Genomic DNA, 11,830 nt, shown 5'->3' with positions numbered 1-11,830 from the left:
GGGGGGGTCGACCAGGGTCACGCCGTGCCCCCCGCGCGCCCTCTCGCGTCCGGGTTTGGTTTGGGTATTTTCCGGGGCGGGCCCCCCCCCCCCCCCCCCCGGCCCCCCCCCCCCCCGCCCGTTTCCCGTTCGCGTGCGTGGGAGGAAGACCGTGTACTTCACCGATCGTGGCATCGAGGAGCTGGAGTCCCGCCGGGGCGAGGAGGAGGTGACGTTCGCCTGGCTGGCCGACAAGCTGCGGGCGTTCGTCGACGCGAACCCCGACTTCGAGACCGCGGTCGAGCGCCTGGCCACCTACCTGGCGCGCGACGACGAGGACTTCGAGGACTGAGGGCGGGCGGAGAACCAGGTCCGGTCGGCGGTGAGCCACCGGTCGTGGACCAGGCCGGCCGCGTCGAGGGCGGACCGGAGGTCGGCCTCGGACAGCCGGCGCGCGGTGAACGGGTGCGACCACGACCGGTCGCCGACCCGGTAGTCCACGGTCGCGCTGAGCAGCCCGCCGTGGCGGCGCACGTCCCGCAACGAGGTGCGCACGGGCCCGGCGGCCCCGCCCTGCCCGTCCGCCGCGGTCTCGAACCAGGACGGCGGGTGCCACTGGACGACGAGCCGCCCGTCGGCCGCGAGGTGACGGGCAGCCGCCGCGAGCATCCCGTGCCGCTCCGCGCCGTCCGGCGTGTTGACCAGGTGGGCGGCGAGGAGCACGCCGCCGAACCGCCGCCCGAGCCGCACCTCCCCGATCCGCCCGAGCACCGCCTCCACGCCGTCCAGGTGGGCGAGCATGTCGGGCGACTCGTCCACCCCGACCACCGGGTGGCCGAGCGCCACGAGCCGGTGCGCGATCCGCCCGGCGCCGCACCCGAGTTCGAGCACCTCCGCCCCGGCCGGCAGCACCCCGTGCACGATCTCGGCCTCGCCGAGCGGCGGGAACAGGGTGTAGACCTCGACGGGACTGCCGTCCGGGGCGGTGGTCACGACTCGCACTCCTCCACGGTGGCGGGGCCTACCAGGCGTACGCCTCCGGGGCGGGCTTGCTGCCGTTCGGGCCCGGGGGTGGGAAGAGGTCGTCCAGCTTGGCCAGCACCTCGTCGTCCAGGGCGATCGCGGTCGCCCGCAGCGAGCCGTCGAGCTGGTCGAGGGTGCGCGGGCCGATGATGGGAGCCGTCACGCCGTCCTGGTGCAGCAGCCAGGCCAGGCCCAGGTTGGCCGGGTCCTCGCCGAGGTCGGCGGACAGCTTCTCGTAGGCCTCGATCGCGTCCCGGCGCTTCTCCAGCTCCTCCTGGCTGCGCCCGCTGTTGCCGCGGGAGGCGGTGCCCTCGCGCTGCTTGCGCAGCACGCCGCCGAGCAGGCCGCCGCCCAGCGGCGACCACGGGATCACGCCGATGCCGTAGTGCCGGGCGGCGGGCAGCACCTCCAGCTCCACGAACCGGTTCACCAGGTTGTAGATGGACTGCTCGCTGACCAGCCCGAGGAAGTGCCGCTGCCGGGCCGCCTCCTGGGCCTGCGCGAGGTGCCACCCGGCGAAGTTGGACGACCCGAAGTAGATCACCTTCCCCTGCCGGCGCAGCACCGAGAACGCCTCCCAGATCTCGTCCCACGGCGTGTCGCGGTCCACGTGGTGCATCTGGAGGAGGTCGATGTGGTCGGTCTGCAACCGGCGCAGCGACGCGTCCGCCGCGCGCCGGATGTGCAGCGCGGACAGCCGCCGCTCGTTGGGCCAGTCGCCCATGTCGCCGTACAGCTTGGTGGCGATGACGGTCCGCTCGCGCCGCCCGCCGCCCTGGGCGAACCAGCGGCCGATGATGTTCTCGGTGATGCCCTCGCCGCGCTGCCAGCCGTAGACGTCGGCGGTGTCGAAGAAGTTGATGCCGTGCTCGTGGGCCCGGTCCATGATCGCGTGGCTGTCGGCCTCCGACGTCTCGGGACCGAAGTTCATCGTGCCCAGGCACAGGCGGGACACGGACAGGCCGGATCGGCCGAGCTGCGTGTACTCCATGCGGCCAGCCTGCCGGACGCGGAGCGCCTCGACCACCCAGGCCGACTGCGGATGGTGGCGGTGCGGGAGCGGTGGAGGGGCGGAAGGCGGAGGGGACGGGCACGCGGCAGGTGGGCGGGCGCGAGGCGGTGCGGGCAGGCACGCGGCGGTGCGGGTGGCAGCGGACCGGGCGGAGGTCAGGTGGGCGGCAGGGTGACGGCCCGCGGGCGTTCACGGCCGGCCGTGGGCGGTCAGGTAGGCGGCCGTGGAGGTTTGCAGGGCGGTGACGCACGCGGCGACCACGGGGTGCGCGCCGGCGCCCCGGCGGTAGGCGATGCGGGTGCGGCGGTGGACGTCCAAGGGGGCGAGGTGGACGTCCGCGGGCGGGTGGGCCGCGCCCAGTTCCGGCACCAGGGCGACGCCCTGGCCGGCGGCGACCAGGGCCAGCACGGCGGTGAAGTCGTCGGCGTGGTGGCGCACCCGGGCGGTGAAGCCGGCGGCCTGGCAGACCCTCATCGCCACGGTGTGGCACAGCGTGCCGGGGCTGCCGACGATCCACGCCGCGTCCCGGGCGCTCGCGATCGTCCCGTCGGGCCACCCGCGCGCGGGCACGGCCAGGAACACCTTCTCGTCCAGCAACCGCACCGAGTCCACGCCGGGGTCGGGCTCGACCGGCGCGATGTCGTAGTCGTGCCACAGCGCCACGTCGAGGCGGCCGTCGCGCAACGCGTCCGGCATGTCGACCGGGTCCAGCTCGGTCACCATGAGGTCGAGCGCCGGGTGGTCGCGGCCCAGCGCGACCAGCGCGGCGGGCAGCAGGGTCGGCACGGCGCTGGGGAACGCGCCGATCCGCACCGCGCCGGACAGGCCGGTGCGCGCGGCGGCCACGGCGGCGGACGCGGCCTCCAGCGCGGCCAGCACCGTCTCGGCGTGCCCGACCAGGGCCGTGCCGGCGGGCGTGAGGCGGACGCTGCGGCCGGTGTGCTCCAGCAGCGGCACGCCCGCCTGCCGCTGGAGGGCGGCGAGCTGCTGCGACACGGCCGACGGCGTGTAGGCGTGGGCGCGGGCCACGGCCGCGATCGTGCCCAGGTGGGCCAGGTCGCGCAGCAGCCGCAGGCGGCGGACGTCGAGCATCAGTTCAGCTTACGGTTCTGTTGAGGAACGCGAACTGGTCCTTCACGGTCCCACCGGGCACCGTGGTGGCATGACGCTCACGGGCCTGTTCCTCCCCCTGATCACGCCGTTCGACCGGTCGGGCGCGGTCGCGCTCGACGCGCTGGACGCCCTGGCCCACCAGGCGCTGGACGACGGCGCACGGGGGCTCGTGGCGCTGGGCACGACGGCGGAGCCGTCCTCGCTCACCCCGGACGAGCAGCGGGCCGTCCTGGGCGTGGTGACCCGCGTCTGCCGCGAGCGCCACGCGCCGCTGGTGGTCGGCGCGAACACCCCGGAGGCGCTGCGGGCGCTGGCCGGCCACCCGGAGGTGGTGGCGTCGCTGACCACCGTGCCGTCGTTCGTCCGGCCCGGCGAGGAGGGCGCGCTGGCCCACCTGGCCCGGCTGGCGGCGGGCAGCCCCGTGCCGCTGGTCGTGTACGACATCCCGTACCGGACCGGGCAGTACCTGTCGGCGGGCGCGCTGCGGCGGTTGGCGGACGTGCCGGGCGTGGTGGGGCTCAAGTACGCGGCGGGCGGCATCAACGCCGACACGGTCGACCTGTTCGCCGACCTGCCGCCCGGCCTGGCCGTCCTCGGCGGGGACGACGCGTTCGTCTCGCCGCTGCTCGCGCTGGGCGCGCACGGCGGCATCCTGGCTTCCGCGCACGTCGCCACCGACGGGTTCGCCCGGTTGATCGACGCCTGGCACGCCGGCGACGTCACCACCGCACGCGCCCTGGGCGGGCGGCTGAGCACGCTGTCGGCGGCGTTGTTCGCCGAGCCGAACCCGACCGTGATCAAGGCCGTGCTGCACCGGCTGGGCCGCATCCCGACCCCGGACGTCCGCCTGCCGCTGCTGCCCGCCGGACCGGGCAGCACGTCGGCCGCCCTCAGCGCGATCGAACCCCTGCTCGCCACACCGCGTGCGTGAGCGGAACGCCGGGGCGGTACGCCAGGTGGGTGGTCGAGGGGGCGTCGAGCACGTGCACGTCGGCGCGGGCGCCGGGTGACAGGCGCCCGACGTCGGTGCGGCGGAGCGCCTTCGCGCCGTTCAGGGTGGCGGCGGTGACGGCTTCCTCGACGGTCATGCCCATCTGGAGGACCGCCGTCGCCACGCAGAACGCCATCGACGTGGTGTAGGAGCTGCCGGGGTTGCAGTTGCTCGCCAGGGCGACCGTCGCCCCGGCGTCGAGCAGGGCGCGCGCGGGCGCCAGGGCCTGCCGGGTCGACAGGTCGCACGCGGGCAGCAGGGTGGCGACGGTGTCGGAGCCCGCCAGCGCGTCCACGTCGGCGGCGGACAGGTACGTGCAGTGGTCGACGCTGGCCGCGCCCAGCTCCACGGCCAGCCGGACGCCCGGCCCCTCGCCGAGCTGGTTGCCGTGCACGCGCAGGCCCAGGCCCCTGGCGCGGGCGGCTTCCAGCACCGCCCGGGACCGGTCCTCGTCGAACGCGCCGCGCTCGCAGAACACGTCCGCCCACCGCACGTGCGGCGCGACCGCGTCCAGCATGTCGCCGACCACGAGCGCCACGTACTCGTCCGGGTCCGCACCCGGCGGCACGAGGTGCGCGCCCAGGAAGGTCACCTCGTCGGCCGCCCCGGCGGCGATCCGGGCGGACCTCAGCTCGTCCTCGACCGTCAGCCCGTACCCGGTCTTGGTCTCGATCGTGGTCGTGCCCTGCGCCACGGCCTCGCCGACCAGCCGCCGCAGGTTCGCCGCCAGCTCGTCGTCGGACGCCGCGCGGGTGGCGCCGACGGTCACCGCGATGCCGCCCGCCGCGTACCCCTGGCCGGCCATGCGCGCCTCGAACTCGGCCGTGCGGTCGCCCGCGAAGACGAGGTGCGCGTGGCTGTCGACCCAGCCGGGCAGCACCGCCCGGCCCGCCACGTCGACCCGCTCGTCGGCGGGCGGCGCGGACGCCGCGGGCCCGACCCACCCGACCCGGTCGCCGACCAGGACCAGGGCGGCGTCGGTCAGCCGGCCCAGCTCGGGGTCGTTGGTGGTCAGCTCGCCGATCCCGGTGATGAGGGTGCTCATCCGACCGCTCCCCACAGCCTCGCCACGTCGCCCAACCGCTCGTGCACGCCGTCGCGCGCCACCACCGTGCCGCCGACCACCACCACGCCGACGTCGGACGCCGTGGCGGTCAGCACCACCTGTTCCGGCTCCGACCCGGCGGTCCGGACGGAGTCCAGCCGGACGGCCACCAGGTCGGCCGGCGCGCCGACCTCGATCCGGCCCGCCTCCGGCCACCCGATCGAGGCGTGGTTGGTGAGCGCGCCGACGAGTTCCGCCGGGCTGAACCGCCCGCGCCGGCCGGTGCGCAGGCGCTCGTTGTGCTCCAGCGCCCGCGCCTCCAGCAGCGGGTCGACCACCGCGTGCTGGTCGCTGCCCAGCGACAGCGGCGACCCGGCGTCGGCCAGCTCGCGCGCCGGCCCGATGCCGTCCGCCAGGTCCGCCTCCGTGGTCGGGCAGAAGCACACGCCGGTCCGGGTCGAGCCGAGCAGGCCGATGTCGCTTGCCGACAGGTGCGTGCCGTGCACGGCCGTGGTGCGCGGCGTGAGCGCCCCGGCCTCCGCCAGCAGCTCGGTCGGCGTCCTGCCGTACGCCGCCAGGCACGCCTCGTTCTCGGCCGGTTGCTCCGACAGGTGGACGTGCAGCGGCCGATCGGGGAATGCCCCGGCCACCAGCGACAATGTTTCACGTGGCACGGCGCGGACGGAGTGGATCGCCGCGCCGATCCTGGTGTTGGGGTCCCCGCGCAGCTCGGCGACCCGGTCGAGCCACCGGTCCCCCGTGCCGTCGGAGAACCGCTCCTGCACCCCGCGCACGGGCTGCCCGATCCCGCCCGCCAGGTAGCAGGCGTCCAACAGGGTGAGCCGGATCCCGGCGTCGAGCGCGGCCTGCCGCAGCGCCTCGGCCATCTCGTTGCCGCCGTGGTGCAGGTAGTGGAACTCGCCCACCGCGGTCACCCCGGCCACGGCCATCTCCGCGTACACCGCCGTGGCCAGCTCGCGGTAGGAGTCGGGCGTCAACCGCTCCGCCACCGCGTACATCCGGTCGCGCCACGTCCAGAACGTGCCGCCGTCGGAGTGCGTGCGCCCGCGCAACGCCCGGTGGAACGCGTGCGAGTGCGCGTTGGCGAACCCCGGGAACACCAGGCCGTGCAACCGTTCCACGCCCAGCGGGATCGTGTCCACTGTGGACACGGACGTGATCGTGCCGCGGTCCACGCGCACGAGCACCCGCGACGCGATCCCGTCCGGCAACCACGCCCGCTCGCACCAGAAGCTCTTCATCGCGCCAGGTGCTCCAGCGTCGCGGCCAGCGCCGCCACGCCCGCCGCGCAGTCGTCCGCCTCGGCGAACTCCTCCGGCGCGTGGCTGATCCCGGTCGGGTTGCGCACGAACAGCATGGCGGTCGGCACGTGCGCGGCCAGGATGCCCGCGTCGTGCCCGGCCCCGGTGGGCAGCGCGGGCGTGTCGCCGCCGAGCGCGTCCCGCACCCGGGCCATGAGGTCGGTGTCGAAGTGGACCGTGCCGCCCCAGCTCTCCTCGGTCACGCGCACCTCGCAGCCCTCCTCCGCCGCCGCCGCGCGGGCCGCCTCCGTGATGTGGGCGACGACCTCGCGGGTGCGCGGCTCGTCGTCGGCCCGCGCGTCCAGCCACACGTCCACCGACGACGCGATCACGTTGGTGCCGCCCGGGTTCGGCACGATCCGGCCCACCGTCGCGCGCGCGCCGGACGTCGCCGCGCGGCGGGCCGCCAGCACCACTTCGGCGGCGGGGAGCATCGGGTCGCGCCGGTCCTCGATCAGCGTCGCCCCGGCGTGGTTGCCCTCGCCGGTGAACGTGTACCGCCAGCGGCCGTGCGCCAGGATCGAACTCGCCAGCCCCACCGGCACGTCGAGCCCGCGCCCCTGCTCGACGTGCAGCTCCACGAACGCGCCGACGGACGACAGCGCCCGGTCGTCGCGCCCCATCCGCAGCGGGTCGAACCCGGCCGCGTGGGCGGCCTCGCCGAACGTGACGCCGTCCGCGTCGACCAGCCGGGCCGCGGCCTGCGCCGTGATCGCGCCCGTCATCAGCCGCGACCCGAGGCAGGCGACGCCGAACCGGCCGCCCTCCTCCTCCACGAACACCACGATCGCCACCGGCTTGGCCGGCGTGAACCCCTTGGCGCGCAACAGGTCCACCGCCTGCAACGCCGACACGACGCCGAGCGGCCCGTCGAACGCGCCGCCGCCGGGCACCGAGTCGAGGTGGCTGCCGGTGACCACGGCGTCCGGGCCGGGCGTGCCCCACCACGCCCAGATGTTGCCGTTGCGGTCGGGCCGCACGTCCAGCCCGCGCCGCTCGGCCTCCTCGACGAACCAGGCGCGCAGTTCGAGTTCCACGGCGTCGAAGCCGTGCCGGGAGTAGCCGCCCCGCCGCCGGTCGCGCCCGACGTCGGCGAGGTCCGCGAGGTCAGTCACGGGCGCTCATCGGGATCGGCACGTGCTTCGCGGCGGCGACGTCGATCGCCCGCTGGTACCCGGCGTCCACGTGCCGGATCACGCCCATGGCCGGGTCGTTGGTCAGCACCCGCTCGATCTTGCGCGCCGCGAGCGGCGTGCCGTCGGCGACGGTGACCTGGCCCGCGTGGATGGACCGGCCGATGCCGACGCCGCCGCCGTGGTGCAGCGACACCCAGGTGGCCCCTGAGGCGGTGTTGACCAGGGCGTTGAGCAGCGGCCAGTCGGCGATCGCGTCCGAGCCGTCGGCCATCGCCTCGGTCTCCCGGTAGGGCGACGCGACCGAGCCGCAGTCCAGGTGGTCGCGGCCGATGACGATCGGCGCGGACAGCTCGCCCGAGGCGACCATCTCGTTGAACTTCAGGCCCGCGAGGTGGCGTTCGCCGTAGCCGAGCCAGCAGATCCGGGCGGGCAGGCCCTGGAACTCGACGCGCTCGCCGGCCATCCGGATCCAGCGCGCGAGCTTCTCGTCCTCCGGGAACAGCTCCAGGATCGCCCGGTCGGTCCTGGCGATGTCGGCCGGGTCGCCGGACAGCGCGGCCCAGCGGAACGGGCCCTTGCCCTCGCAGAACAGCGGCCGGATGTAGGCGGGCACGAAGCCGGGGAAGTCGAACGCCCGCTCGCACCCGCCGAGCTTGGCCTCGCCGCGGATCGAGTTGCCGTAGTCGAACACCTCCGCGCCGCGGTCCAGGAACCCGACCATCGCCTCGACGTGGTCGGCCATCGACTCGCGGGCCCGGTCGGTGAACTCGTCGGGCTTCCCGGCGGCGTAGTCCGGCCAGTCCTCGACCGCGACGCCCTTCGGGCAGTACGCCAGCGGGTCGTGCGCGGAGGTCTGGTCGGTGACGATGTCGACCGGCACGTCCCGGCGCAGCAGCTCGGGCAGCACCTCGGCGGCGTTGCCGATCAGGCCGACCGACAGCGCGCGGCCCTCGGACTTCGCGGCGAGGACGCGGGCGATCGCGTCGTCGATGTCGTCGGCGATCTCGTCCAGGTAGCGGGTCTCCACCCGGCGGCGCGCCCGCTGCGGGTCGATCTCGACGCACAGCGCCACGCCCTCGTTCATGGTGACCGCAAGCGGTTGCGCGCCGCCCATGCCGCCGAGCCCGGCGGTGACCGTCAACGTGCCGCGCAGCGTGCCGTTGAACCGCTTGTCGGCCACGGCGGCGAACGTCTCGTAGGTGCCCTGGAGGATGCCCTGGGTGCCGATGTAGATCCACGACCCGGCGGTCATCTGGCCGTACATGGTCAGGCCCTCGGCCTCCAGGCGGCGGAACTCGGGCCAGGTGGCCCAGTCCGGCACGAGGTTGGAGTTCGCGATGAGCACGCGCGGCGCCCACTCGTGCGTGCGCAGGACGCCCACCGGGCGGCCGGACTGCACGAGCAGCGTCTCGTCGTCCGCCAGCTCGGTCAGCTCGCGGCTGATGGCGTGGAAGCTCGGCCAGTCGCGGGCGGCCTTGCCCGTGCCGCCGTAGACGACCAGGTCGTCGGGGCGCTCGGCCACGTCGGGGTCGAGGTTGTTGTGGAACATCCGCAGCGCGGCCTCGGTCGGCCAGCTGCGCGCGGTGAGGTCGGTCCCTCGGGCGGCGCGCACCATCAGAGTGCTCCCTTCCGGATGAGGTCTTCGGCGGCGGCGATCTCGGGCGCGAGGTGGCGGTCGGGGCCGGGGCCCGGGACGTGCTCGCGCAGCTTCGCCACGGCCGCCGCGGTCGCGGGCGCGGGGTTGAGCGGTTTGCGCAGGTCCAGCGCACGGGCCGCGGTCAGGAACTCGATCGCGAGGACGCGCCGCAGCCCGTCCACGGCCTGCCGCAGCTTGCGCGCGGCCGACCAGCCCATCGAGACGTGGTCCTCCTGCATGGCGCTGCTCGGGATCGAGTCGACCGACGCGGGCACGGCCAGGCGCTTCAGCTCGCTGACGATCGCGGCCTGCGTGTACTGGGCGATCATGTGGCCCGAGTCGACGCCCGGGTCGTGCGCCAGGAACGGCGGCAGGCCGTGCGACCGGCTCACGTCGAGCATCCGGTCGGTGCGCCGCTCGGCGATGCTCGCCACGTCGGCGGTCGGGATGGCGAGGAAGTCCAGCACGTAGGCGATCGGCGCGCCGTGGAAGTTGCCGTTCGACTCGACCCGGCCGTCGGCCAGCACCACCGGGTTGTCGATCGACGACGCCAGCTCGCGGTCGGCGACCGTCGCGGCGTAGGCGACGGTGTCCCGGGCCGCGCCGTGCACCTGCGGCGAGCAGCGCAGCGAGTAGGCGTCCTGGACGCGGGTGCAGTCGGGGCCGCGATGGCTGTCCATGATCTCGGAGCCGCGCAGGATCTCCGCCATGCGCCGCGCGGACCGGCCCTGGCCGGGGTGCGGGCGCAGCGCGTGCAGGTCGGCGGCGAACACGCGGTCCGTGCCGAGGAGGGCTTCCACGCTCATCGCGGCGGTCAGGTCGGCGACGTCGAGCAGGTAGTCCAGGTCCCGGATGGCGAGGACCAGCATCCCGAGCATGCCGTCCGTGCCGTTGATCAGCGCCAGGCCCTCCTTCTCGGCCAGGCGGACCGGCTCGATGCCCGCCGCCGCGAGCGCGACGGCCGCCGGGACGAGCGCGCCGTCGGCGTCGCGGACGTCGCCCTCGCCGGTCAGCGCCAGCGCGGCGGCGGACAGCGGCGCGAGGTCGCCCGAGCAGCCCAGCGAGCCGAACTCGTGCACGACCGGGGTGATGCCCGCGTTGAGCATCGCGGCCATCGCCTCCGCGGTCTCCAACCGGACACCGGTGTGCCCACTGGCCAGGGTCTTGAGGCGGAGCAGGACGAGCGCGCGGACGACCTCCCGCTCGACCTCGGGACCCGCGCCCGCCGCGTGCGAGCGGACCAGGGACTGCTGGAGGGCGGCCCGGCGGTCCGGCGGGATGTGCCGGACCGCCAGCGCGCCGAAGCCGGTGGACACGCCGTAGGTCGGCCGTTCGGCCGTGGCCAGGCGGTCGATGTGCGCGCGGGCGGCGGTGACCGCCTCGCGGGCCGCCTCCGTGATCTCCACGCGCGCGTCGCCCCTGGCCACGGCGTGGACGTCGGCGCGGGTCAGGGGTTTCGGACCCAGCTGCACGGGTTGCTGCATGTGCCCATCTCAACCCGGCGGCCCGATCCGCACGACCCGACATCCGCCGATCGTGTCTGGGATACGAGACGGTTCGGCCCCGCCCGAAAACCGGTCCCGGGCCGCCCGGCCCCGGCGGTAGCGTCACGGGATTCGGCAGGGGGGTGACCATGGGTGTTCGGGTCCGGGATCTGACCAGGACGTATCGCAAGGGCAAGGGGTGGCGGCCCAGGGGCGAGGAGGTGACCGCGCTCGCCGGGCTCACGCTGGACGTGCCGGAGCACGAGGTGCACGGCCTGCTCGGCCCGAACGGCGCGGGCAAGACCACGCTGTGCAAGATCCTCTCCACCATCCTGTTGCCCACGTCCGGCACCGCCGAGGTGCTCGGCCACGACGTCGTGACCGGCGCGGCGGAGATCAGGCGGCACGTCGGCATCGTGTTCGGCGGCGAGCGCGGCCTGTACGGCAAGCTGACGGCGCGGCAGACGCTGCGCTACTGGGCCGCGCTGTACGAGCTCCCGGACGCGCGGGCGAAGGCGCGCACCGACGCGCTGCTGGCCCGCCTGGGCCTCGCCGACAAGGCCGACGACCTGGTGGAGACGTTCTCGCGCGGCATGAAGCAGCGCGTGCACCTGGCCCGCGGCCTGATCGGCGACCCGCGGCTGATCCTGTTCGACGAGCCGACCACCGGCATGGACCCGGTGGCCGCGCGCGACTTCCGCGCGCTGATCGGCGAGCTGCGCGACGAGGGCCGCACGATCCTCATCACGACCCACGACATGGACGAGGCCGAGGAGGTCTGCGACCGCGTCACGCTGATCGACAAGGGCCGGGTGCTGGCCACCGAGTCGCCGCGCGGCCTGGCCGAGATGTCGGGCCTGCACCGCTGGGTCGAGGCCGAGACCTCGGTGGACGTCGGCGGCCTGCCCGGCGTGGTCGGCACGGAGACCCGCAACGGCGTGCTGCGCGTCAAGGCCGCCGACGACCGGGCGGCCCGCGCGGTGATCGACTTCCTGCTGGACCGCGGCGTGCGCTCGGTGCACGCCGTGCCGCCCCGGTTGGAGGACGTGTACCTGGACCTCATCGGCCGCCGCGGCATGGAGGTCTGAC

At 75.1% G+C, this 11,830-nt stretch carries 11 protein-coding genes; 3 read left to right on the top strand and 8 right to left on the bottom strand.

Features of this window, described 5'->3' with window-relative positions; genetic code table 11:
* Positions 1-151: 151 nt before the first annotated feature.
* Complete coding sequence (locus tag ACFXGA_RS02045) at positions 152-331, top strand: DUF6104 family protein (RefSeq protein ID WP_360788852.1); 180 nt, start codon at positions 152-154, stop codon at positions 329-331.
* Here the strand turns inward: ACFXGA_RS02045 and ACFXGA_RS02040 are convergent.
* From ACFXGA_RS02040 to ACFXGA_RS02030, 3 genes are all read right to left on the bottom strand, one after another.
* Entirely contained in the window at positions 295-972 is a 678-nt protein-coding gene (locus tag ACFXGA_RS02040; RefSeq protein WP_378083461.1) for a class I SAM-dependent methyltransferase, read from the bottom strand. The two genes, ACFXGA_RS02045 and ACFXGA_RS02040, sit on opposite strands and share 37 nt — an antisense overlap.
* Before the next feature lie 28 nt (positions 973-1,000).
* The gene (locus ACFXGA_RS02035; RefSeq protein WP_378083459.1) at positions 1,001-1,993 is read right to left on the bottom strand and encodes an aldo/keto reductase; all 993 of its coding nucleotides are present in this window, start codon (positions 1,991-1,993) and stop codon (positions 1,001-1,003) included.
* Between the two features lie 210 nt (positions 1,994-2,203).
* On the bottom strand, positions 2,204-3,106 hold the full coding sequence (locus ACFXGA_RS02030; RefSeq protein WP_378083457.1) for a LysR family transcriptional regulator: 903 nt from the start codon (positions 3,104-3,106) through the stop codon (positions 2,204-2,206).
* Between the two features lie 70 nt (positions 3,107-3,176).
* Between ACFXGA_RS02030 and ACFXGA_RS02025 the strand changes: the two genes are divergently transcribed.
* The gene (locus ACFXGA_RS02025) at positions 3,177-4,058 is read left to right on the top strand and encodes a dihydrodipicolinate synthase family protein (protein ID WP_378083455.1); all 882 of its coding nucleotides are present in this window, start codon (positions 3,177-3,179) and stop codon (positions 4,056-4,058) included.
* On the opposite strand, the gene hutI is transcribed toward ACFXGA_RS02025, so the two are convergent.
* From hutI to hutH, 5 genes are read right to left on the bottom strand one after another with little or no spacing between them, the layout of a single operon-like run.
* Positions 4,018-5,163, bottom strand: coding sequence for an imidazolonepropionase (hutI, locus tag ACFXGA_RS02020; RefSeq protein WP_378083453.1), 1,146 nt, complete (start codon positions 5,161-5,163; stop codon positions 4,018-4,020). The genes ACFXGA_RS02025 and hutI overlap by 41 nt on opposite strands.
* Positions 5,160-6,425 (bottom strand): formimidoylglutamate deiminase, encoded by a 1,266-nt coding sequence (locus ACFXGA_RS02015; protein WP_378083451.1) that lies wholly within the window; start codon positions 6,423-6,425, stop codon positions 5,160-5,162. The genes hutI and ACFXGA_RS02015 overlap by 4 nt, the downstream gene beginning before the upstream one ends.
* A complete protein-coding gene (locus ACFXGA_RS02010) occupies positions 6,422-7,600 on the bottom strand; it encodes an allantoate amidohydrolase (RefSeq protein ID WP_378083449.1) in 1,179 nt (392 codons plus the stop codon). The genes ACFXGA_RS02015 and ACFXGA_RS02010 overlap by 4 nt, the downstream gene beginning before the upstream one ends.
* On the bottom strand, positions 7,593-9,236 hold the full coding sequence (gene hutU / locus ACFXGA_RS02005; RefSeq protein ID WP_378083448.1) for a urocanate hydratase: 1,644 nt from the start codon (positions 9,234-9,236) through the stop codon (positions 7,593-7,595). Before hutU ends, ACFXGA_RS02010 begins: the two co-directional genes overlap by 8 nt.
* On the bottom strand, positions 9,236-10,741 hold the full coding sequence (hutH, locus tag ACFXGA_RS02000; RefSeq protein WP_378083446.1) for a histidine ammonia-lyase: 1,506 nt from the start codon (positions 10,739-10,741) through the stop codon (positions 9,236-9,238). Before hutH ends, hutU begins: the two co-directional genes overlap by 1 nt.
* Positions 10,742-10,890: 149 nt before the next feature.
* On the opposite strand from hutH, the gene ACFXGA_RS01995 reads away from it, so the two are divergent.
* A complete protein-coding gene (locus tag ACFXGA_RS01995) occupies positions 10,891-11,829 on the top strand; it encodes an ABC transporter ATP-binding protein (protein ID WP_378083445.1) in 939 nt (312 codons plus the stop codon).
* Position 11,830: the final 1 nt, after the last annotated feature.

The organism is Actinosynnema sp. NPDC059335 (assembly GCF_042752395.1).
Taxonomy (GTDB): Bacteria; Actinomycetota; Actinomycetes; order Mycobacteriales; family Pseudonocardiaceae; genus Actinosynnema.
Note: the sequence above shows the minus strand (reverse complement) of the source record. Positions and strands in the feature narration are given on the sequence as shown.

Excerpts from the sequence above, each read along its gene's own strand:
- ACFXGA_RS02035 (WP_378083459.1), bottom strand. The coding sequence starts at position 1,993 with ATGGAGTACACGCAGCTCGGCCGATCCGGCCTGTCCGTGTCCCGCCTG.
- ACFXGA_RS02030 (WP_378083457.1), bottom strand. The coding sequence starts at position 3,106 with ATGCTCGACGTCCGCCGCCTGCGGCTGCTGCGCGACCTGGCCCACCTG.
- ACFXGA_RS02025 (WP_378083455.1), top strand. The coding sequence starts at position 3,177 with ATGACGCTCACGGGCCTGTTCCTCCCCCTGATCACGCCGTTCGACCGG.
- hutI (WP_378083453.1), bottom strand. The coding sequence starts at position 5,163 with ATGAGCACCCTCATCACCGGGATCGGCGAGCTGACCACCAACGACCCC.
- ACFXGA_RS02015 (WP_378083451.1), bottom strand. The coding sequence starts at position 6,425 with ATGAAGAGCTTCTGGTGCGAGCGGGCGTGGTTGCCGGACGGGATCGCG.
- hutU (WP_378083448.1), bottom strand. The coding sequence starts at position 9,236 with ATGGTGCGCGCCGCCCGAGGGACCGACCTCACCGCGCGCAGCTGGCCG.
- hutH (WP_378083446.1), bottom strand. The coding sequence starts at position 10,741 with ATGCAGCAACCCGTGCAGCTGGGTCCGAAACCCCTGACCCGCGCCGAC.
- ACFXGA_RS01995 (WP_378083445.1), top strand. The coding sequence starts at position 10,891 with ATGGGTGTTCGGGTCCGGGATCTGACCAGGACGTATCGCAAGGGCAAG.